The sequence below is a fragment of the Paenibacillus sp. FSL R7-0128 genome, from assembly GCF_038002245.1.
Taxonomy (GTDB): Bacteria; Bacillota; Bacilli; order Paenibacillales; family Paenibacillaceae; genus Paenibacillus_AQ; species Paenibacillus_AQ silagei.
Window position 1 is genome coordinate 4,027,480 of record NZ_JBBOCD010000001.1, and the last position, 24,032, is coordinate 4,051,511.

Sequence of the window (24,032 nt, forward strand, 5' to 3'; positions counted from 1 at the left end):
TCATTGTTTCATGAAATAACAGCAAGGAGTAGATTTATATGCAGATTCTGATTGCCGATGACGATGATTATACCAGAGAAGGCCTGATTGAGTCCGTCGAGTGGAGCCAGTATGGAATACTTAGTGTATTAGAGGCCAGAGACGGGGCGGAAGCATTGCGGCTGGCGGCCAAATATAAGCCTGAAATCGTGCTGACAGATATACGGATGCCGAAGCTTAACGGGATTGCTTTTGCGGAGAAGCTTGGCGAAATATGTCCGGACTCCAAACTGCTGTTTATGAGCGGCTATTTGGATGTCGAATACCTCAAAAGCGCCATAAAACTGTCTGCTGTAGATTATATAGAGAAGCCGATCAAAATAAGCGAAATCAAAACGGCTATTGCAAAAACAGTCCAGTCTGTTGAGAAGAGTCATAAGCTTGAGAATGATCTCTCCACCAAACGGAGTCTTCAGTATCAGAAGCTGACCCGCTTGCTGATTGAAGGGGATCATGAGATAGAGGAGATCCTGAAGTTTTGTCAGGAAGCCGGCTATCCGGTTAACAGCGGTTATATGTGTCTGCTTATTGTTTGCCCCACGCTGCCTGAATCGGAGAATGCGTTCCTTGAAGAGATCAATGCGTTCTGGAGGGGACAATCAGCCTTTTCAATAGGGGAAAATCTCGGCAAGGGAAGATTCATCTTTGTGCTGGAGCTGGGTAAAACCAAACCGGAACGCATTGAGACTGCGGCGAAGCTGCTGCTCAAGTCCTTCGATGAGATATATTTGGCTACCGGCAGCAAAGTGAATGATCTTTCCGGGATCAGTGACAGTTACCAAACAGCGCAAAGGGCAATGGAGTATTCTTTCTATCATCCCGATGTTCGTCTCTACCGTTATCAGGATTGCCAGGAGGTCACTGCAGGCATTAGTCCTGAGCTGTTTGTGGAGTTCTACCGGCTGTTAAAGACGGAGCCTGGGAGCCTTGCAGGATGGGTGAAGTCCATCTGCGGCAATTTCACTGAAGGAAGTCATCCTTCCAAGGAACAGGTCTCTGCATTGTTCTCATCCATTTGCGGGGCGATGCTGCAGGAGATAAGCTCGGTGATTGCAAGGATAGACCGGATTTGTACCGTTCATGATGTAGAAGCAATAATCTCAGAGTGCCGCACAATTGCAGAACTCCAGGAGTTTGTCATTCATATATGTTCAGCCTATTGCGCTGAAGTCGAGAGCACCTCACAGTATTCCCGGCTGGTCAGTGGAGTTATCAATTATATTTCGGCTAATTTCAGCAAGGTGGATCTGGACCTGCCGGAAATTGCTCACCACATGCATCTGTCCAGTCCCCATCTCAATATGCTGTTCAAACAGGAGACAGGAACGACAATTAACCAGTACATCAGGGATTACCGCATTGAACTTGCCAAGAAATTGATTTCAAATGAATACAATAAAATGAATGTAATCTCCGAGCTATGCGGCTTTTCCAGTGCCAGTTATTTCGCCAAGGTCTTCAGGACCTGCACGACATTAACGCCGGTAGAGTACCGGAGAATGAAATTGTAATGCGGGGGAGTCCGGATTTTAAGAACCTGTCGATCCGTAAAAAAATGCTCTTCCTTTTCGGGATTGTCGGTATAGTACCGCTTGTGGTTACCTTCTTTGTTTCCCAGCATGAGATCCGCAAATATGCGCTCGACGGACAAAGCTATGCCAACAATCAGACTTATGATCAGACGTTGTCTGTGCTCAGCGGGCGGGTATCTCATATTGAGGAAATCTCTTCAATGATTGTAGTGAACAAAACGATTAACTCGGTATTCTCACTGAAGCCGGAGCATGTAGAAATATGGAAGCAGATTTCCTTGTTTGAGCAGATTACAGCCTATACGCAGATTCTGGAATCGGACTCTCAATTTGACGGGATTATGTATTTCGTTAATGACGGATTCGTAAGTGCCGGCAAGAGCTCGCTGTATCGGCCCCTCAGTCAGGTCCAGGGTCAAAGGTGGACCAAGACCTTCCTTGAGGCTCAGGGGAGGTCCACCTGGTTAATCTTCGAAGATGATTATAAATTTCCGGCTCCGAAGAAATATCTGACTCTGGGCAGAGCACTCTGGAACGAGAATGATTATTCTGAATCCGTAGGCTTTGTCATGATCAACATCGATCTGAAACAGATTACAGAGGCATTGAGACAATCCGTACCCGGACAGCTGGTGTATGTGGAAACTGCTGAAGGAGAGATTGTAGCCAGCAGCGGCAGTGAGGAGGATATGGCCAAGATGCGGCTCCCCGGTAAACTTAACAGCAACGGGAGTTATTCCGAGGTCCAACTTGATGGTGGAACATATCTGGCCCGGGGGAATCAGATTGGCTCAACCAACCTGTATCTGACCTCTGTTATTCCATCCAGTGCAGCCATGTCGATTATCCAGAAGATTCGTGTACAGATGCTCAGCATCTATCTGGTACTCGGCCTATTAATCATTTTATTTATTTTCCCAATTACCCGATCGATTACACAGCGTATCTTCCTTCTGATGAACAAGATGAGCCAGGTACGGCAGGGCAGGCTGAACACATTGGACCTGGAACCACGGACAGACGAGCTTGGGCATCTGATCTCAAGCTATAACTATATGATAAATAGCGTGCAAGAACTGCTTGAGGAGCAATTCCGCTTAGGACAAGAGAAAAAAGGGGCTGAGCTCAAGGCGCTGCAATCCCAGATTAATCCGCATTTCTTATATAACACTCTGGATATGGTAAGCTGGATGGCCCAGAAGGAAGAGGGCGCCAAAATACAACAAGTCATCTATGCGCTGTCGGATTATTATAAGCTGGTGCTCAGCAAAGGCGAGGACTCTGTCACTGTGGAAGAAGAGGTGCGGCTCTGCAGCATTTATATGGAGATTCAACGGAACCGCTATAGGGATCGAATTCAGCTGGAGACTTTTATGGAGAGCGGGGCAGAGCAGTGCCTGCTTCCCAAGATCACGCTGCAGCCACTGGTGGAGAATGCAATTGTCCATGGAATTATGGAGAAGGCGGAACGGACAGGGACAGTTACAATCAGAGTGAGTATTGAGGACGAACGGCTTAAGGTATCGATTGAAGACAATGGAGCAGGCATCCGGAAGGAAGAAGAGCGACATGCCGGTTATCAGGGAAGCGGATATGGGATCAAGAACATTGATAAACGGCTGAATTTATTCTTTGGCGATGAGGCCAAGGCGATTCAGTTCATCAGCATAGAAGGCCAAGGAACCTGTGTTCTACTCGACGTACCTGTCGTTAGACGCTGAAGGCTCCCGGCCTTCTTTTTTTGTTGGCGTAAGCGTTCTCGGAAGGCAATCCTGTAGCTTTTTTACGCGAAATCTTGCGAATTTGCGATATTCCAAGCATGAGCACAGCGGTAGAATAAGTGATGAAAGGAGAAGTGATGGCATGAATCAGGTATCACCGGCTGCTTCGAAAGCGCTTAATAAGAAAGCGCTTAAACGAAAATATCAGCCATTTGCGGACTTCAGAGCACATAAAACCTATTATTTTATGCTCATTCCGTTGTTCGCCTATTTCATAGCATTTAATTACCTGCCGCTTGCTGGATTGTACAATGCGTTCACCAATTATGATTTCAGTAAAGGCATATTAAGTCCGTTTGTAGGTCTGCAGAATTTCGAATTCCTATTCAAAGGTGGGGCAGACTCCATCATCTGGAAGCTGACGCGGAATACGATTCTCTATAATGTGGCTTTCATCATCCTGAGCAATGTATGCCAGATTGGAATGGCTGTGCTGCTCAAAGAGATTGCGTTCAAGAAATTCGTGAAAACCTCACAAACCTTGATGTTTATGCCGTATTTTGTCTCTATGGTTATTATCGGCTCCATTATTTACAACCTGTTCAACTTTAACTATGGAGTCCTTAATAATATGTTCACCTCCTTGGGGATGGAGAAATTCGATTTCTACCGGACTCCGTGGGTCTGGCCCATCATCATTGTTGTCGTGGAAATCTGGAAGAGCTTAGGTTATGGAACCGTAATCTATCTTGCTTCTATTATGGGGATTGACGAGAGCATTTATGAAGCGGCTTATGTCGACGGCGCCTCGAAATGGCAGCGTATTCGTTACGTTACGCTCCCTCTGCTGAAACCTACAGTAATCATATTGCTGCTGTTCTCCATTGGCGGGATTTTAAAGGGACAGTTTGACTTGTTCTGGAACATTATCGGCAACAATGGGCTGCTGCTTAACGCCACAGATATCATCGACACCTATGTATACCGTTCATTGACTGTTAATTTCAGCATCAACTTGGGTACTGCTGCGGGATTGTATCAATCTGTATTTGGACTTCTGCTGATCCTAACCGTAAATGCGATTGTCCGAAAAGTAGACCGGGAAAATTCATTATTCTAGAAAGGGGATAACCAACCGTGAGTTCTCTGACTTCAAATAAACAGAACAGTAAAATCCGCGATGATGTCGGAACCAGGGTATTTAACGTATTCGCCGTGATTATCGTATCTATTGGAGCCCTAGCCTGTGTCATACCATTTATTATTATGCTGTCCGGTTCCTTTAGCACAGAGTCTGAAGTCGTAAGAAACGGCTACTCTATCATTCCCAAGGGCTTCACATTAGAAGCTTACAGAGTCGTGTTCACTGCCTTGGGTGGAACGATCGGCAAAGCATATATGGTTACAATGTACGTGACTGCGTTAGGCACATTTCTAGGTTTGTTATGTACATCTATGGGCGGTTATGTTCTATCACGTCCGGATTTCAAGCATAGAGACAAGGTTGCATTCTTTGTATACTTCACCACGCTCTTTAGTGGCGGCCTAATTCCGACTTACCTGGTCGTAGCCAATGTGCTGCATTTGAATCACTCGTTATGGAGTGTCATTCTGGGAGGGTTGATGTCTGCTTTCAATGTATTCCTGTTCCGGAATTTCATCAAAGGCATCCCTGATGCGCTTATGGAATCCGCCCGGATTGATGGTGCCGGAGATTTCCGGATTTATTGGCAGATTATTGTGCCGCTGACCAAGCCGGCGATGGCCACTATCGGATTGTTCACTGCGCTGGGGTATTGGAACAACTGGTTTACTTATAGTCTGTATCTGATCACAGACAAGGATAAATGGGGCCTGCAGTATCTGCTCTATCGGATGTTGTCGAGAGTAACCGATGCGGTAAAGGGATCGGATGTGCTTATTATCCAGCAGCTGCCCAGCGAAACGATGAAGCTTGCCACAGCAATGCTGGTAACAGGGCCGGTACTACTATTCTACCCGTTCGTACAGCGTTACTTCGTCAGTGGTTTAGTAGTTGGCAGCGTAAAGGGCTAAGCAGATTTAGTCAGATCATTCATTCTTGCAGTTTAGACTCGGTGTCAAGTTGGTGGAGACCGTATTTACGGTTTCCGCCAGTGCACATATAATGAATAGCTATGGAGGGGATTAGATTGAAAAGAAAGAATCTCAGAAAGACGATGTCCATTTCATTAATGTCATTGATGCTTGGTTTATCTACAGCCTGTTCGAATTCCGGCAATAATAACGCTGGAAGTGCGCCTGCCAATTCCGGCAGTCCGGCTGCTGCCACAGAGGCCCCCAAAGAAGTCGTAGAATTGAAAGCCATTACTATGGGGAATGAGCCAAAAAGCGGCCTGGATAACTTCTACAAACAGCTGGATGAAATGACAATCAAGGACCTGGGCATCAAGATCAGATTTGATTATATCCCCTGGGGAGACGAGAAGAATCAGATCAGCAGAGCGATTGCCGCCAAAGAATATGATATTTATGTAGGCGGAGTCTGGTCAGATTTCACGAATTTCGCGACCAAAAATGCGTTTGCTGATTTGACGCCTCTATTGAATGAGGTACCGGATCTTGTTGAGCACTATAAAGGCGCCTTGGATCGGGTGAAGCTGGATGGTAAGGTATTTGGGATTCCTCAATTCAACAAGCCGGGTGGCGGCTCGGACGGTATGCTCTACCGGGAAGATCTGCGCAAAGAATGGGGTCTTCCTGAAATCAACAGCCTGGGCGCAGTAGAGCAATACCTCTATAAAGCCAAAGAGGTCTACTCTTCTACTCCTATGCTGAACGATAAACGGTTCGGAAATAATCTGTGGACATTGATTGGCGGCAGCAAATATCTGACGGTTATACCTGATTATGCAGTAGCCTCTGTGGATGACCCTTATAAAGTGATCAGTATGTATGACACTCCAGAATATAAACTAGCCGTCGAGAAGGCCAAGAAATGGTACGATGATGGCATTGTCGATCATGACGTGCTCGCTGCACAAGGCAATGCAACTGGGGAAACGCTTGAATTGATGAAGGTTGACCAGAAGCCGCTTGAATTCAATAATCATTTTGGCGCGGTAAGCGGCAATTATATTAACCCGCTTAAAGAAGCTTTGCCGGATACGGAATATGGCTGGTATGATTTCTACCTGAACAATGTTCCAAGCTTCCTGCCTAAGATGTCTGCAGGCTCGCTGACAATGATCTCCATCGGGGCTAATTCTAAATATCCGGAGCAGGCTCTGAAGCTGATTGAGAAGGCTCATACAGACCAAACTTACTATAATCTGCTGTCCTATGGTGTAGTTGGTGAGAACTATAATGTGGACAGTGCAGGATTCATCAACTACGAGGGGATTCCGTCAGAGAACATTAAGCCGTCTTGGACAGGTCTGGCTGACGGGTATATGAATCTCCAGGTGAATTACCCTGGTGAATGGAAGGCAATTTACGACAACATCCAGGCCGAAGGAAGCAAGGCTGCGGAAGCTGGCGGAACAGACCCGTATGAAGGCTTCAGTTTCGACACTTCTTCCCTGGCTACGGAATTGTCTAACCTGGAAACTGTAAAAACACAATACATTCAACCGCTGTCTGTAGGAATGACCAATGATATTGATGCGGATTTGGCTACAGTACAAAAACAGCTTAAGAGTGCTGGCTATGATACTTATCTGGCTGAATTGCAGAAACAGCTTGATGCTTTTGTTGCAGCGAAATAAGAAGTAATTATACGCCTCGTATAGTGTTGTCTATGCGGGGCGTTCTTTTTGGAGAAATATAATGCATTGCTTTGCGAAAAATATCCATGTGAAGGAGTCTGTTAACTATGGTGAGTTCTGTATACAGGCCCAAAGCCAATCGAACAAAACGTGTACACCGCCTAGGGGTCACGCTATTAGTAATGATTCTGCTGGCGGTTAACCTGCTGCCCGCTTCAGAGGTGGAGGGAGCAGGCACGGAAACGGCAAGCCAGCTTTTGCCGGATGGCACGCTGGATTTCCCTTCACTCGCAACCGTTCTTCCTTCTACAGTGAATCTGGCGAAATTAACAGATATGAATACCTCCAATACCTCTTTCACAGGTGATCTTAGAGATGACAAGGCATTCACGCTAGATTTTGGTGAAGGCTATGGAGTGCAGGCAACAGCTTTCCGCTTGCAGGCAAGAGAGAGCTTTGGCAACCGCATTCTGGGCGGAACGGTGCTGGCATCCATGGAAGGAAGTATTTGGACCGAAATTACAACAGCTAAAGCGGTTAATTCGCTTGAAATGCAGAACTTGCCTGTAAAGGCAGCGAATCAGTCCAAACCTTACCGGTACTTTAAAATCACCGGAGAAGGTAATGGAGGCATATTTAGTCTGAGCGAGCTTCGAATAAGCGGGGAAAGGATCAAGCTTTCAAATCTGATTGACACCGTTTCCATACAATCCGGGAATACGAATCCTACTATAGCCATTGCGGGAGACATCCTAACAATCACTATAGCAGCCCATAAGGCGATTGATAATGTTGATTTATATATGAATGGTGGAATCATTCCAGCCACTGTGGTCCCAGGCTCAGACAACCTGAATTGGATCGCTGAATATAAGGTAAGTGAATATCAGTTCCCCGGCATAGCTGAATTTTCTGTTATCTATACAGATTTGGAGGGGGGCTATGGGACGCCTATAAGAGCTGCGACAGATGGAAGCGCTGTATCCATTGCTGAGGGTTCTGATTTCGTCGATATGTTGCATAAGGCTGATTTTGCCAGACCCGTAAAGGATGCAAGCGGAAATATAGTGAATACTTATGATTCTTCAGCAGATAATTATGCCTCAACTCTTATGGACAAGAATGTCAACAGCTTCACGGAGTATCACTTATCCGGCGGAGCAGGGGGATATTTGGTTATGGATCTGGGTCCGGGAAATGCTGTCGCGTTGAACAGGGTCTATATTCTTGCACGGCAAAATCTGTTTACCCGATTGAACGGAACGTATATTCAGGCTTCCAATGATGCTATGAGCTGGAAGACGATCAGCAGTACAGCACAAGGGATTCAGCCTTGGCAGACGTTTACTATTACAGACAAAACTGCTTACCGGTATTTGAGAATGACTAACAATTCTAACTGGTACATGAACGTTGCAGAGCTCAAATTCTACGGACGCTATAGAACAGCCAGTGAGATTTACGCTTATGATCTGCAGGATAAGATCGCAGAGGGCGGGCGGATCACGAAGGGGAATTATACGGAGGCAAGCTGGGATGTGTTACAAAGTGCCCTGGCTGCCGGCAAGGCTGCGCTGGATAAGCTGGCTCAGAATGAAATTTCACAAGCTGATATCGATAACGCTACAGAGGGATTAAGTACGGCAATAAGCAACCTGGCAGAGCCTCTTCCAGAAATTATCGGATTAACGGATATGCAGCTATCCCATCCGGGCGTAGGACAGAATGCTGAGGACCTAAAACGGATCAGAGGGCATATTCTGGCGAAGGCAGAACCTTGGTACACCTACTATCAAGCCTTCCGTACAACCAATTACGCCTCGAAATCCTATTTAATCCAGAATGATCTCTACCCGGAGACAGCTACATTGGCTCCCAAATATAGCTACAGTAATTATAATACGAATCTATTCAACAACCAGCTTACAAATGATTCAAAAGCAGCCTATTATCAAGCGATTATGTATTATCTGACCGGAGATGTCGAATACCGAGCCAAAGCGATGCGGATTATTCGCTTATGGTCCATGCTGAATCCGGATGAAGCAACAATGGTGGTCGATGCCCATATCCAGCTCGGTCCGCCTATGTTCTACATGAACTCTGCGGCAGAACTGCTGCGGTCCACCAGTACATTTAGCGAGAATCTGAAGTGGACTCAGAATGATACCGACCAATATATAACCAATTTCCTGGAGCCCCCGCTGAGACTGTACATGCATCAGAAGAACTACTGGTTTAATCAGCATCATACTGCCGTCATGGCGAGCATGTCTTCTTATATTTTCATGGATAATGCAGCTGCTTACAATGAGCTGGTGGAATGGTACACCGTCAACAGTTCGACTCCTGCAGGGGCCAGGTATTGGAATGGCGCTATTCAAAATGCCTTTCTGGAGACCACTGCGGACAATGAGGGGAACCCTCTGGAGCATCCTCTTGTCGTGGTAACGGAGATGATGCGCGATCAGCCACATGCGGCAGGTAACGTAGAAGGCATTTCTATAATATCCCGGATGCTGCAAGCTCAGAAGACAAGGCTTGATCCTGTTCTGGGTACGCCATCCAGTTCAGCAGACGCGGTGGGCATATTCGAATTCCTGAATGACCGGATTCTTAAAGGAACCAATTATTGGAGCAAGTATAATCTGGGATACGCTGCTGTCTTCAATGATAACATTGGCAGCGTACTTGCTGATGGCGGCCGCGGCAGGTTTTATAATTTCGGTTATGCTTACTATTACTATAAGTTCGTCCGTGGCTATGATGGAACTGACCCTGATTTCAAATATGTAGAAGAGCAATTTAATCACAACCCGATGGCAACGGACGAAACCTGGCTGTATATTCCTGATGAGGCGGCGGGCTCACCGATACCGTCTGTAGCAGTCGAACCTAAATCCGGTCAGGGACCTTACCAGATAGAAACACGGTACACGCCTTTTGACGGGAATACTTCCACCAGAACAGACATGGGGACATCCTTTGTAGAGGTTGCAGCTACAGAAGAGGGTACAAACTTCGCGGTCTTGAATCAGTATAACTGGAGGGGAGGAACACTTTCGTTCCGTATCCGAACGAATGGTCTAACGCAAGTAGAGCTTCGCCGTGACGCTAGCCTGGCTCCGTTCAAAACGGTAACCTTTCCTGATACCGGCAATCAGTGGAAGTATGTTACCTTCTCACTGGCGGATGCAACCCAGCTTCAATTCAGCACGGACTGTCAGATCCTCTTCTTCAGGATAAAGGGTGATCCGGGTACTACTGTAGCTATGGATCATATGAAGGTTGCTGCGACGGACATCACGCCGCCGGTATTTGAGAATGCTGCGCAGGAGAAGGTGCTCTCCGCTTATGCAGGCGGTGCCTTGTCCGTCTCCTTCAAGGCAACAGACAGCAATACGGCTGAGACTGTAACTTACTCACTAATCAATGCGCCATTAGGTGCTGTCATAGACGCCTCAGGTGGTTTTACTTGGACCCCGCAGACGTTCGGCAGCAGCAACTTGTATGTAGCTGCAACGGACGGGACAACGATCTCGTTGCTGCATGTTACGATCAACGTACAAGGCTCGTACATTGAAGCTATTGAAGACATCATTCAACCCTACGATGATGGCAAAGATTATGTCTCTTCAACACTTGATGCATATAGAGCTGCTTATAATGCAGCCGTCTCGGCAGCATCCGGAACGGAGAATGACAAGAACGATGCACTTAAAGTCCTGAAAGCAGCAGTAGACGGTCTGAAGCTGTTGACGCCGCTCGCTTCAGATGGAAGTCTCGATTATAGAGGGATGGTTGCTTCGACGCTCTCTGAGGCTAACATCGTCAATCTGCTTGATAACAATAACGGCACTTCTTCACCTGACTTATGGTCGGGGAACGACAAGTCATTTACGATCGATTTCGGAACGTTCTTCAAGGTTTCGGCCTCTGCATTCCAGGTTCAGGCCAAGGCTGGCTGGGGGGCGAGAGCCGAAGGCATGGTTGTCTTCGCCTCCAATGACAAGCTGAATTGGGTACGTTTGACAGACATGACAACCAGCGATGCACAGATGCAGACATTGCCGGTGTATGGACTGTATCAGGATACCAGGTTCCGGTATTTCCGGTTTAAAGATATCAATGGTGGTATTATGAACCGTGAACAGAGTGTTGAGGATCAGCCGTTATCGCTAGGTGAACTTCGCATACTCGGACAAAGGTTTGAGAGTATCCATAAGCTGTCCACAGTATCGATAGCTTCAGACGGAAGCATGGTCTCGCGTGCAGTTCCTGGAGACAGCCTAACTCTAGCCTTCGCTGCTACGGAGAAAATCCATGATATCAGAGTCATCCTGGCAGGACATGAAGTGCCGGCCGTTCAGGCTGCTGAAGGGTTCAATCAATATACAGCGACGTATACCATACCCGCCGGTACGGCTGCAGGCCAGGCAACTTTCTCTATTCAATATCTCGCGGAGAATGGAGCGCCGGGAGCAGAGACTGTATTTACTACAGACGGGACAGCCGTGTTAATCTCGGATACCGGAAATCATATTGACGATGTGATCGGCAAGGCCAATGTTACTGTTTCTTCTGGCACATTTAACGCAGGCTCGCCAGCTACTTTGTTTGACAATAATTTGACCAATACAGAATTTAAAAATAACGGCAGCGCCAATGGTGCGTGGCTGACGTTTGATTTTGGCAAAGCGGGTGCGGATTATGCAGTCAAGCTCAGCAGGGTGGAATTCCTGGCCCGCACCGGCTTCGCCGCCAGAATATCCGGAACTTATGTGCAAGGCTCCAATGATAACAGCACCTGGAAGACGATTAGCGCTTCCCCTGCAATGGAAACACCCGACTGGCAGTCCGTTTCCATTAAAGAATCTGAGAAGATCCATAAATACCGTTATATCCGCATTTATAACGGGAACGCCTGGTATGGGAATATGGCAGAGATTCGGCTGTTCGGTGCATACGGCAGTAATTTAACAGATGAGCCATCGGTAACCTATACCGTAGAGGCAGCAGCTTCTATTGAAGAGGCCGGCACTATCAGCATGGGTCTGGGAAATGACACAGGGGAAGGGGTAAGCCGTCTGGAGAATGTGGCTGAAGGTGCACTCGTGACTGTTAAGGCCACGCCGCATTATGGGTATACATTCGTGAAGTGGACACAGAAGAGAATAGTTGAAGGTATTGAGGTGGATTACAATGTTTCCGAATACCCCGTGTTTAATCCGGGATATTTCACGGGGGGATATCTTGGCGGCTCCAGACCGCTCCAGGTTGTTGAGGATTGGCAGCTCACAGCGCATTTTGCCAAAACCACCTCCTCCAATGCCGATCTGGCTGGGCTGACGCTGAGCGCGGGTTCACTGACACCTGCGTTTGATCCAGCCGTCACAAGCTATAAGGCAAGTGTAACAAGTGATGTATACAGCATAAGCGTAACTGCAGCGGTATATGACCGGACATCCACTTTGAAGATTAACGATGTTACCGTGGACAATGGATCAGCAGCCGAAGTGTTGCTAAAAGAAGGAGTGAATACCATTGAAGTGCAGGTTACGGCAGAAGATGGTACCGAAAAAGAGTATACGATTACCATAACCGTTGATCAGGAAGAAGAAGCTGTTAAAGCGACAGCTATACCTGCGGCTCCTGTATTATCTAGTGACAATGGCCATGACACCGGCCTGCTGGACGGTGATTATAGAATTACGATGGATCTGTGGTGGGGGAATAATGGCAGCACTTACAGGCTGCTGGAGGATGGGATAGTCATTGACTCCGGAATCTTAGAAGATGACTCACCCTCTGCTCAGCGCACCGTCACGCAGATTACCGGTAAAGCCAATGGTACCTATGAATACCTCTATGAATTGACAAATGCATTTGGAACCACAGTAAGCAGTCCCTTAACAGTCACGGTGACTCAAGCAGTACCCGGAGTTCCCGTTCTGTCCAATGACAACTGGGATGGAGATGGCAACTTCACGGTCACGATGAACCTGTGGTGGGGAACCAACGCTGCTATGTATCGTTTATATGAGAATGGCGAACTGATAGATACGAAGGCATTGGCTGTTCATACACCGAATGCCCAATCCGCAGCCACCTTAATCAGCAGCAGGGCCCCTGGAGTCTATGAATATGTGGCAGAACTGGAGAATAGCTCAGGTATCATAAAAAGCACAGCTATGATTGTTAAAGTGGTCAAATAAGCAGCCGAAAACTGCCAATAACTCTATTGGTACTCTGATGAGGAATAGTCTGAGATGCCCTGCCGCCCATATCATATGACGGCAGGGTTGTTCGAGTAGAGATTGCTTCTCTACGGTCCGGTTGAATTTACAATGAATCTTGCAAATGTGTTATATGCCAGTAATACTGCCGCTGTTACAATTAATAACTGGGTAAGCATTAACACAGGATTAGGTTTGAAATTCTTCATATTAATATCATGGAAACGTTATCAGGAATGATACCAGACTGGAGGAGCAATGGATAGAGTAATCACATACGAGGCTCCCAAAGGGGCTTCAGCCAATAATCAATTCGCAGTGTTTGTACGTACAGCGGGTCAGCCTTGGCAGGAATTGTTTGTTTACGAAGTAATGGTAGATATGCATAATGTCCGACCTGCGTCGATGGTGTATTTTGATATGGACGGAGCTGTCGAAGTAAAGGTTAATAGCCGGAAACAGTTGATTCGCGAAGCGGTCATTCGTCCGTTGTCTGCTTCAATACATTATGATCATGATAAACAAGAAGTAAGATTTACTTTGGATCGCCCGCGTAAGCTCTCCATTGAGATTAACGGTGACCGGTTTGCGAATCTGCATTTGTTTGCCAACCCGCTTGAAGCAGATGTCCCGGATCCGGATAGCGATAAGGTACTTGTGCTGAATCCTGCTATTCACCGAACTGAAGATATATACAGGCTCACCTCAACTCCACAGAAGGAGGGAGGCGAAGCGCCGGATACGATCTATTTTGCCCCGGGGATGCATTATCTTGAGGAAACTCTTCTGCGGATTCCATCGGGTACTACGGTATATATTGCCGGCGGTGCACTGGTGGTCGGATCACTGGTCTGTGACCGGGTAAGGGATGTCACCATTCGGGGTAGAGGCTTATTATATCTCTCCCAATTCCACCGCTTCTCGGCTTTTCGCGGTATCCGTATCACCTTCTCGGAGAACATCAAGGTTGAGGGTATTACTACACTTGATCCGCCACATTACAGCATTTATCTTGGACAATCACACCATGTTCAAATCCGTAACTTCAAGTCCTTCAGCACGCGCGGCTGGTCTGACGGTATTGATATGATGTCCTGCTCCCATATTGACATTGAGGATGTCTTTCTGCGGACCTCGGATGATTGCATTGCCATTTATGGATCACGGTGGGATTACTACGGGGACACGAGACATGTCAGTGTGCGGAATTCTGTGTTCTGGGCAGATGTAGCCCATCCGCTAATGATTGGTACCCATGGCAACCATCACGGAGATGGCGACACCATATCTGATATTGTATTTGACAATATTGATATTCTGGAGCATCATGAGCCGCAGCTAAACTATATGGGCGCAATGGCGATCAATGCCGGTGATTCTAATATCGTCAGAGATGTGGTGTACCGGAATATCCGGGTTGAGAGTTTCGAGCTGGGGCGATTAATTGACCTCAGAGTAGTATGGAACAAGGATTATAATCCAATTCCCGGACGGCGGATTGAGAATATACACTTTGAGGATATTTCCTACCAGGGAGATACCCGGAATCCAATTCAGATATTTGGTTACGATGAGGAACGGATGCTTGTCAATGTTACTTTCGTACGGCTCATGATCAACGGCAGGCTTATCCTTGAGCCGGAGCATGATCTCTTTCAAATAAACGACTATACAAGCGGAGTGTCATTTGATGCCTAGAAAACCTACAACTGAAGGAGCGATGGAAATGGTATATGAATTAATGGCAGCAGCCTCTGCTAAGTCTACTCCCCTCAAAGCAACATGGAATGAATGTGTGGGAGCTGGTAGAGCCCATGAAGGTTTGCGTGCCAATTGGCTGGAGCAGCTTAAGCTGGCAGTGGATACCTGCGGCTTCCGTTATATCCGATTTCATGGCCTGCTGCATGATGAAATGTTTGTTTATAAGGAAGTGAATGGCCAGCCGGTCTACAACTGGCAATATATCGACGAACTGTTTGACCGCCTGCTGGATGCGGGAATCCGCCCGTTTGTAGAGTTAGGCTTCATGCCCAATGATCTTGCTTCTGCAGAAGGATATCAATTCTGGTGGAAGGGTAATGTCACACCACCCAAATCCGATGAAAAGTGGCAGGGACTGATCGACGCTATGATCCGTCATTGGATTAGCCGCTATGGTGTAGATGAAGTGCTTACCTGGTATTTCGAAGTATGGAATGAGCCGAATTTGAACGGCTTCTGGAAAGGAACGCGGAGTGAATATTTCCATCTGTACAAGATCACCGTCCAGGCTATTAAGGCGATTCATCCATACCTGCGGGTAGGGGGGCCGTCGACCAGCAACTTTGTGCCGGATGACCGGTTTGATAGTGAGCGGGAAGACCGAAGCCGCCATACGACCTTCACCAGCCCGAATATCGATGAAGCAGATTGGCGTCCGGTATGGATGGAGGCTTTTCTGGATTTCTGTAAAGTTGAGGGACTGCCAGTGGATTTCGTATGTACCCATCCTTATCCGACAGACTGGGCGCTGGATGGTACAGGTACAGGCCGCAATTACAGCCGGACTGTAGATGCGACGCGGCGTGACTTGGAGCGCCTTGGTGATATTCTGCGGAATAGCGCTTATCCGGATGCAGAGATGCATCTGACGGAATGGAGTTCCACACCTTCACCGCGCGATCATGGACATGATTATCTGCCGGCTGCAGCCTACATTGTAAAAGTAAATCTGGACACAGCTGATTTAACAGACTCGCTATCGTATTGGGTCTTTACGGATGTGTTTGAGGAGAGCGGGGCAGGCGACTCCATCTTCCACGGAGGTTTTGGAATGATTAACTTCCAGGGTATTGTAAAGCCTGTATATCACGGGTACCGCTTCTTGAATAAGCTGGGGAGAGAAGAGCTTGCACGCTGTGATAAAGGTATTGTTACCCGGCATCCAAGCAGCGGCAAGCTGTCCGCACTGCTCTATCATTACGATGAGCAGGCTGTGCCGACTGCCGTCCCTAATGCGGTGGTTCGCGAACAGGCCGAGGCTACTCAAGCGATGGGATCCAAAGCGATCCTACGGTTGACGTTACAGGATCTCGCGCCAGGAGCTGCTTTTACTATAGAAACTATAGATGAGGACAACGGATTTGCTATACCCGCCTGGAAGGCTATGGGCAGTCCTGAACCGCCTACACGGGAGCAGACACAAGTCTTGAGAGGTATCGCATCCGCAGGAAAGAAAGAACTGATCTATGCAAACGCCGAGGGCATTTTGGACCTTAATCTGCACCTCTCACCATGGAGTCTTGTATCGGTTAACGAAATGTAGAATTAGATGTTAAAAGCACCCTTACCTTTTAGTGAAGTGCACCCATTAGAAAAGACATTGGATTAACCCGAAATTCCGTCTTCCGCAGTGGCAGATGCCGGACAGATTTTGATGATACGTTATGGGGAACATGGAATATCAAACTCAAAATCATTAACAAACCTACGATAGATTGGTTATCAGATGATACAGACCCAAGGAAATATAATTATTATTTTACACCCGAGATGTGTCATTTAGACCTATTGACTCAATCCTCGCTACCGTCTGCTACCCATCATTTTAAAAATACCACAAACGATTTAATAAGCTTAAATGAGTTCAATGATTATTGTTATTCCAACAGTTTCACAAGAGAAATGTATGCCCGGAATGTAGAGATATATTATGCAGTAAATCGTTATTTAACCAAAAAATATTTAACCGATCATCATAAATGCGTGAAACAATTTGTGCACCTTCTCAAAGAGGATAATAAAGAGTTTCCTCCAAAATGCCCTATAGCGTATGCCTTTGTGAATTGGAGGAAGTATCTTTTAGAGAAAGATCATTTTTATAATATAAGTACAAGAAGTAATGATGCAACTTTAAATGGAGGATGTTCAGGTTTTGAGATGATGACCAGTGCAATTCAAAGTCAAGTGAAAGAATTACTCCAATCTATAATTAGACAGAACAAGGAGAAGAGGATAAGTATAAGTATTTTACTATGGATTCACGATCAGTGGTTTGCAAGATTTTCTATACTATTTTTCAGTACTGTCTAAAATATTCAGAGTCAAAATTGAAGCAACAATCTAATATTAGATGGATAGAAATTCTTGAGTTAACAAAATTAGAATTCAAAATAGCTTTAAACTAGATGAATCAAAGACAAAAATTATAGTGAATGTTTTATACAAGAAACAGAATAGTGCTGATTCAGACTTTAAAAAGTATAATTGTCCATATGACACTTTACAGAAAAAAAGAGCAATCTCAAAAATGAATCCCTGTTCACCAATGAGAATTGCATTGAATTGGCCGGTAAATAAAGACCTGAAGGAGTACGTAGATTCCTTTGTGAGACAATATGACAGATAAATATACAAATACAAAAAATATTTGTAGTTAACGACAACCGTGATTAACCGGTTGTTTTTTCATTAGAAGGGACTTTCGGCAATAGGACCAAGTTCTTGTCCTACAAGGGACTATGTTCTTGTCCACCGACAGAAGTTGCTGATAGTCAATGATCGTGATTCGTTCGTTACGACATCGCATAATTACGTAAAATACTGTTTTGACGAATAAATAAATTGAGATTATAATCTTATTATTACTTGATCTCGATCCGAGGTGTAAAATGGATAAACACGTGAAGCTTAATTACATGAAACGGATAGACGAAAAGCTGTTGGAGTTACCTTGGTACGTCACTGAATACATAGACAGTCGCAAGCGGAAACTATCTCACACTACACTTTTAAATTATTGTCACGATTTTATTATATTTTTTGACTGGATGGTTAGTGAAAATCTTTCTGCAGATATGCGAATTAATGTAAGTCTAACACAACTTGAAATTTTGACAGTGCGTGAAGTGGAAAATTTCTTGTCTTTTCTAGAATACAGGTTAGGCAACTCCAAAATTACAATAAATCGAAAGCTCTCCTCTTTAAAATCGTTGTTTGATTATCTCCAAAACAAAGCAGAGACTTCAGATTTGAAGCCATATTTGCAGCGAAATGTGATGGCCAAAATGGAATTGAATGCCGTTAAAGAAAGCCAGGAAACGATCGCCAACCGAATCGATGGTAAGATACTTCGGGACGACGATTTCGAATCTTTCCGAAAATTTATTACACATGATTATGGAGAAATATTCAAGGCAAACAAAAGAATATATAATTTCCACCAATTTAATCGTGAACGGGATACAGCGATTGTATCCTTAATACTGGGTTCTGGGCTTAGGTTATCTGAAGTTGTAGGATGCAATCTAGAGGATCTTGATATTCATAAAGGTTTGGTGAGAGTAATACGAAAGGGCAACAAAGAGCAGTATGTGTACTTTAGTGAGCAAGCATTAATGGATTTAAATAATTATCTTGAAGTTAGAGAATCAAGGTATACACCAGATAAAACAGCAGCTTATTTATTTTTGGCTGCACCGGTAGGACGCAAAGGAACTAATCGCCGCTTAAACCAAAGATCTATTGAGAAGCTCGTTGAAAAATACGCAATTGCTTTTGGCAAGCCTGCGCTAACAGTACATGCTTTAAGACACTCATTTGCAACCCGCTATCATAAAGAAAATAATGATGTACCTAGGCTTAGAATTCAAATGGGGCACTCATCAATACAGACTACGATGATATATACTCACTTAACTGACGAAGAGATGCGAATTGCAGTTAATAAAATGGACCAATAATACTTATTAAAGAAAGTTAATGCAATGAATCTAAGTTGCCATTTGGATAGGAGAAGTATTTAGCTTGGAATTATTATTGTAATGCAACTGGATTTGCTTCATTAATGCAATCATATTTGCTTCATAGTCGTAGGAATGCAATCGGCTTTGCTTCATTAATGCAACCATATTTGGTTCACACAACTGTAGTTGTGCAATCGGGTTTGCTTCACAAAGACACTCTATGATGTTGAAACGAATTAAATATATATGAGATCTTCCTCCAAATGGGGGGATGCAACTGGATTTGCTTCACTAATGCAACCAGATTTGCTTCAACGTACACCGATATAAAAGGCTTGTAGTCTTCATACATACATATGTACAAAATACGGGTTTTGTGAAGAAGTAACGAGTAAATAAATAGGATTAGCCTAATTCAAGCTTCTTCGAGCCGTTTTTACAGTTTTTACATCTGATCTGGCTTATTGTACTTGTATACTTATAATACTGATTCATTCCTCTTTATTTTTACATAGATCATTTTGTAAATTATTTTTCTTTTATTGACACAACACTTTTCATTTAGTTAATACGGCCGGTCAAATATAGTTATTTTTTACGATGCTTTTAATAATTGTGATCCCTGAGTCCCAGCATCGTACATTCCATATAGTTCTAATTAGTCCTGTTAATCAATTGGGTTAATTTTACTATTTAGTGCAAGGCCCTTAGTATCTAGCTGCAGAGTCTATTGAGTCCCCAGAATAGATTGCTACATTTCTTCTAGCTAGAATACCTTGTGTTCTTAAGCGCAGGATAGAACTATTAAATACTAATCCTTCTTCTTTTTCAAAATCAATATATCGTCTTGGAAAAACGGTGAAGCACCGCGGGTTTATCGATTGTTGTTGATTGATACAAAGTTCCCTACTAAACGCTCTATTCGTTAAAAATTCTAGGAATTGTTTAGAACTGATTTAGGTAAGTAGGCAACTTTGTATCGAAGCTTCTTCGGCGTTCTCTTGTTTGATCTGTTACCAGAGAAAACAAGTCATCAGGCTATTCATTATTCAAGCTTGCGGCAGACTGCCATTAAGATTGTGGTCAAACAATTTCCGGTAGAGCGCATTCTCCAGCCACAATTCATGATGACTGCCTTCTGCTACAATAGTCCCTTCATCCACCAGCATAATCCGGTCTGCCCGCAGCACTGAAGAGAGACGGTGGGCAACCGTTATTATCGTTCTGTCATCCGGCAATTGCTCGAAGGCCTGGTGAATGGCTGTCTCCAATTCATGGTCCAGCATGGACGTAGCTTCGTCCAGAATAATAATGCTGGCATTCGAGAGCAGTACCCGGGCCAGAGCCAACCGCTGTTTTTGCCCGCCGGACAACTGGACCCCCTTCTCCCCGATTACCGTATCATACTGTTGCGGCAGCTTGACAATGAATTCATCCATATGCGCTAATCTGCAAGCTGCCTCAATATCCGCTGCCGCAGCTTTGGGCCTGGCAAGCTTGACGTTGTCCATGATCGACATGTTGAAAATCGCCGGGTCCTGCATCACAGCGCCAATCGTCCGCCTTAATATAGATTCATCAATGCGATGAAGTTCTTGACCTGCGAGCCTTATCTTTCCGGTATGTGGCGGATAGGCCCCTAACAGCAGCTTCACCAGCGTGCTTTTGCCGGAACCGCTTCTGCCTACAATCGCAATTCTCTCTCCTGCCTGAATTTCAAAAGATATCTGCTGCAGAACCGGCTTGCCTCCGAGACCATATTCAAAGGAAATGTCATCAACGCTCAGCGCACAATCACCAGACAGAATGGCAGTAAGCGGTACGTTGACATCCGCTGGTTGGTCATTTGCATCACCGATCATCTCTTTGATTTTCTCAAGTCCGGGGAGATCGCCTGTAAACTGCATGTCGAGCTCATTAATTGCTCCCAACTGCGTGAACATCATTTCATAATATTTCATAAATACCAGCAGACTTCCGATCGTCATCTCCCCGTGCAGAATAAATAATCCGCCTATGAAGTAGAGATTCATCCGGGTAATGAAAAGATCCTTGAATTCCTGAAGTATTCTGCCTGTGAACCAGTACATTTCCTTTTGAAAAAAAACCTTGCTGATGTCGTGCCAATATTCCGTAAACTTCAGTGATACCCGTTTTTCCATCCTGCTCGTTTTAATTTCCCGCCAGCCCTGAATCGAATGCTGCAGCCAGCCCTCATATTGTCCATAGATCCGGCGGTAATCCGTTGAGACACGTTGGGCACCAGTGCTCAATCTTCTGGTGATCCAGAAAGAGACCGGTACCATTAATAAGCCAAATAAGGCCAGCTTCCAGCTGAAGATCATCATCATTACGGCTCCGATAATTAGAAAAGCATAGCTGTAGCCATAGTCCAGAAGCTGCACCTTGAACAATCGGTCAACTGAATCCGCATCCTGGTCTACTCTTGCCTTAAGATCCCCAATGTTCATCTGATCATAGGTTCTGAGAGGCATTCTTAAATATTTGTCCCACACCGCCTTGCGGACCGCAAAGCCCAGCAGGTTGGAGAACTTGTTGCCGATGGATATCTGACCTCCCGAAATGACAGTCTCAGCAATGTAGATCACAACGTAGCCTGTGCACACCATCCAGAGTACATTCAATTCTCGATTCACAATCACCTGGTCAATTAAGAGCTTGAATAACAACGGGGAGGCGAGTCCCAGTCCCAGCAACAGCACTTTGAACAAGATGAGGAGGACTAGACTATCCCTTTGGCGGTACCATTGCGCCCGGAATATCTTCGCCCAGTACAGCTTCATTCTTAGGTTATGTAGTGATTGCTTCATTCCGCACCCCCAAACCGCTTTCTGAATATTGCTCATCAAAAAGCTGACGGTAGGCATCACTCTCGGCCAATAGCTTCTCATGATGATCGTAAGCTGCAATACGACCCTGATTGATGACCGCAACCTTATCTGCATGGACAATCGTAGACAGCCGGTGGGCAATAATAATTGTTGTCACTTGCTCTCCAAGAGCCTGCCAACTGAACCGGATGGCCTTCTCCGCCTCACCATCCAATGCCGATGTCGCTTCATCAAAGACCAAAATCCGGGGTTTCCTTAAAAACACACGCGCCAGAGCAATCCGTTGCCTTTGCCCCCCTGACATAGAACTCCCATGCTCTCCGCCAATGCGGGTACTCAGTCCATCCGGAAGTCCGCGGACATATTCTGCGATAAACGCCTTCTCGCAAGCAAGCCATAGTGCCTCATCCGGTTGATATGGACTGCCCCAGAGCAGATTCTCCCGAAGGCTCCCTTCAAACAGAAAAGTTTCCTGGGAGACCACACCTATCGATTTGCGCAAGGAATGAAGATTGCAATCGGCAATAGAGACACCATCAATGAGAATGTCACCTTCATCCGCCTTGTATAGGCCTAGTAGCAGCGAGATCAGCGTGCTCTTCCCGCCTCCGCTTCTGCCTACAACAGCGACCGTAGTCCCCCCTTCTATGAAGAAGCTGATACCCAGCAGAACCGGAATTTCCGGCGAATAGCGGAAAGAAACGCTCCTGAATTCAATTTCCCCTTCAGTTACAGCAAGGCTGGGAGCGCCAACGTTCATCTCCTCCCCTTTTTCTTGAAGCAGCGAGAAGACCCGGCTGATTGCAACTTTGTTCCTCTGAATGCTTCTGCTGGCGCCGCTAATTTTTTGCAGAAGCTCGCCTCCCTTGGAAAAATACTCAATAGTGGCAATAAAAACACCTAAAGTTATGTGCTGATGGACAATGAGGTAACTTGCCGTGGCATATAGGGCCAAGTCAGATCCAAGACTGATGACCTTCACCGTTCTCTCAGAGATCCACTCCATCTTGCTGGAACGGCTCCTGGTCCGCATATATTGAATCATCATCTGCACAAAATCTCTTGTACTATACTTGCTAGCTCCAAGAAGGCGGATGTCACGCATTCCGGCAATTCTCTCCAGGCACCAGCTCATCCAATCACCATACTGCTCTCGCTGTTCTTCCATACGCGATTTCAGAGCTTGGCCGAAAGCCATGGCAGTGAATACTGCTGCAGGGATAGCCAGCAGCATCAGCAGACCCAGATATATATTGGCATACAGCACAAATGCCACAGCTGTAGCCAGACGGATGATATTAGCGGTCAGAAAAAAAACATTCAAGTGAATGAAGGACATCACTTCATCGGTATCCCGGTTAATGACGGCCATCAGGTCACCGGATTTACTGGTGGTGAAAAATACGGACTGCAGTGAAAACAGTTTATCATACAGCTTCTTCCGGATATCAAATGAAAACCTGGTGGCCAGATACGCCCAAACGCTGTTGAAGCATATATGCAGGCACTGTTCGCCCACAAAAACCAACCCGTAAGCGGTCACAATATAGACTAAAAAACGGAAATTTCTATGGTAGAACACCTCATCTACCAGCAATCCAAAGATATAAGGATAGGCCATTCCAATGACTGACGTAAACACAACACATATAAAAAGGTTAAGGAAGCTCCATTTGTACTTGCGGATGATAGGCCATAAAGCCAGAAGCTGATCTCGCAAGGCTCCGTTCATTGACTCACCTCTTTGTTGATCATCTTGGCCCAAACCGTCTGCTTGCCTTGGGGGAGATCAATGTATACATACGGTTCGTAGAGCCGACTCCCGGATTGCGCCTTGGCTTGCAGCCACTGCTTGCGGCTGATTTCGACTTCAATAATGCTATCGCTCAGCTTATTGTCCGCACGGATAACTGTGCCCTCATACCTGTCTCCACCGGCACTTAGATACCAGGTTATGGGAGCATGGAGTCCTAACCCGGCAATTCCGAAATCCCCCTGCACACGGACAAGTGTAGAATCTGCCTGCTCAAGCGGTATACCTGTCACTGTAAGGTAGCTGCGAATTGTGGTGTTGTTCATCCAGGTGAATAACCCTAACGTCAAGATGATAATGATGAAGATGGCGGCAATCGGAGTTTTAATGAAAAAAAACGAAAACCTGTTCCATAATCGTCTGCGCATAA

General features: G+C 45.7%; 12 protein-coding genes. 9 read left to right on the forward strand and 3 right to left on the reverse strand.

The genetic code is table 11. The annotated features are described in order from the left end of the window. Positions 1 to 38: 38 nt before the first annotated feature. The 9 genes from NST26_RS16570 (at position 39) to xerS (ending at position 18,994) form a co-directional block, all read left to right on the forward strand. Complete coding sequence (locus tag NST26_RS16570) at positions 39 to 1,550, forward strand: response regulator transcription factor (RefSeq protein WP_340979500.1); 1,512 nt, start codon at positions 39 to 41, stop codon at positions 1,548 to 1,550. After that, entirely contained in the window at positions 1,550 to 3,292 is a 1,743-nt protein-coding gene (locus NST26_RS16575) for a sensor histidine kinase (protein WP_340979501.1), read from the forward strand. Before NST26_RS16570 ends, NST26_RS16575 begins: the two co-directional genes overlap by 1 nt. A gap of 142 nt (positions 3,293 to 3,434) precedes the next feature. After that, on the forward strand, positions 3,435 to 4,412 hold the full coding sequence (locus NST26_RS16580) for an ABC transporter permease (protein WP_340979502.1): 978 nt from the start codon (positions 3,435 to 3,437) through the stop codon (positions 4,410 to 4,412). 17 nt (positions 4,413 to 4,429) lie between these two features. Continuing rightward, a complete protein-coding gene (locus NST26_RS16585; RefSeq protein WP_340979503.1) occupies positions 4,430 to 5,347 on the forward strand; it encodes a carbohydrate ABC transporter permease in 918 nt (305 codons plus the stop codon). 116 nt (positions 5,348 to 5,463) lie between these two features. Beyond that, positions 5,464 to 7,038 (forward strand): extracellular solute-binding protein, encoded by a 1,575-nt coding sequence (locus NST26_RS16590; protein WP_340979504.1) that lies wholly within the window; start codon positions 5,464 to 5,466, stop codon positions 7,036 to 7,038. Between the two features lie 107 nt (positions 7,039 to 7,145). Then, on the forward strand, positions 7,146 to 13,253 hold the full coding sequence (locus tag NST26_RS16595) for a discoidin domain-containing protein (protein ID WP_340979505.1): 6,108 nt from the start codon (positions 7,146 to 7,148) through the stop codon (positions 13,251 to 13,253). A 279-nt stretch (positions 13,254 to 13,532) separates the two neighbouring features. Next, positions 13,533 to 14,972 (forward strand): glycosyl hydrolase family 28 protein, encoded by a 1,440-nt coding sequence (locus NST26_RS16600; protein WP_340979506.1) that lies wholly within the window; start codon positions 13,533 to 13,535, stop codon positions 14,970 to 14,972. Positions 14,973 to 15,000: 28 nt separating this feature from the next. Continuing rightward, positions 15,001 to 16,578, forward strand: coding sequence for a GH39 family glycosyl hydrolase (locus NST26_RS16605; protein ID WP_340979507.1), 1,578 nt, complete (start codon positions 15,001 to 15,003; stop codon positions 16,576 to 16,578). 1,345 nt (positions 16,579 to 17,923) lie between these two features. After that, the gene (gene xerS, locus NST26_RS16610; protein WP_340979508.1) at positions 17,924 to 18,994 is read left to right on the forward strand and encodes a tyrosine recombinase XerS; all 1,071 of its coding nucleotides are present in this window, start codon (positions 17,924 to 17,926) and stop codon (positions 18,992 to 18,994) included. Between the two features lie 1,052 nt (positions 18,995 to 20,046). On the opposite strand, the gene NST26_RS16615 is transcribed toward xerS, so the two are convergent. From NST26_RS16615 to NST26_RS16625, 3 genes are read right to left on the reverse strand one after another with little or no spacing between them, the layout of a single operon-like run. After that, positions 20,047 to 21,828 (reverse strand): ABC transporter ATP-binding protein, encoded by a 1,782-nt coding sequence (locus tag NST26_RS16615; protein ID WP_340952623.1) that lies wholly within the window; start codon positions 21,826 to 21,828, stop codon positions 20,047 to 20,049. Then, positions 21,809 to 23,614, reverse strand: a complete 1,806-nt coding sequence (locus NST26_RS16620; RefSeq protein WP_340979509.1) for an ABC transporter ATP-binding protein — start codon at positions 23,612 to 23,614, stop codon at positions 21,809 to 21,811. Before NST26_RS16620 ends, NST26_RS16615 begins: the two co-directional genes overlap by 20 nt. Further along, entirely contained in the window at positions 23,578 to 24,030 is a 453-nt protein-coding gene (locus tag NST26_RS16625) for a hypothetical protein (RefSeq protein WP_340952619.1), read from the reverse strand. Before NST26_RS16625 ends, NST26_RS16620 begins: the two co-directional genes overlap by 37 nt. Positions 24,031 to 24,032 lie beyond the last annotated feature (2 nt).

Excerpts from the sequence above, each read along its gene's own strand:
- NST26_RS16605 (WP_340979507.1), top strand. The coding sequence starts at position 15,001 with ATGGTATATGAATTAATGGCAGCAGCCTCTGCTAAGTCTACTCCCCTC.
- NST26_RS16595 (WP_340979505.1), top strand. The coding sequence starts at position 7,146 with ATGGTGAGTTCTGTATACAGGCCCAAAGCCAATCGAACAAAACGTGTA.
- NST26_RS16580 (WP_340979502.1), top strand. The coding sequence starts at position 3,435 with ATGAATCAGGTATCACCGGCTGCTTCGAAAGCGCTTAATAAGAAAGCG.
- xerS (WP_340979508.1), top strand. The coding sequence starts at position 17,924 with ATGGATAAACACGTGAAGCTTAATTACATGAAACGGATAGACGAAAAG.
- NST26_RS16570 (WP_340979500.1), top strand. The coding sequence starts at position 39 with ATGCAGATTCTGATTGCCGATGACGATGATTATACCAGAGAAGGCCTG.
- NST26_RS16600 (WP_340979506.1), top strand. The coding sequence starts at position 13,533 with ATGGATAGAGTAATCACATACGAGGCTCCCAAAGGGGCTTCAGCCAAT.
- NST26_RS16625 (WP_340952619.1), bottom strand. The coding sequence starts at position 24,030 with ATGCGCAGACGATTATGGAACAGGTTTTCGTTTTTTTTCATTAAAACT.
- NST26_RS16615 (WP_340952623.1), bottom strand. The coding sequence starts at position 21,828 with ATGAAGCAATCACTACATAACCTAAGAATGAAGCTGTACTGGGCGAAG.
- NST26_RS16575 (WP_340979501.1), top strand. The coding sequence starts at position 1,550 with ATGCGGGGGAGTCCGGATTTTAAGAACCTGTCGATCCGTAAAAAAATG.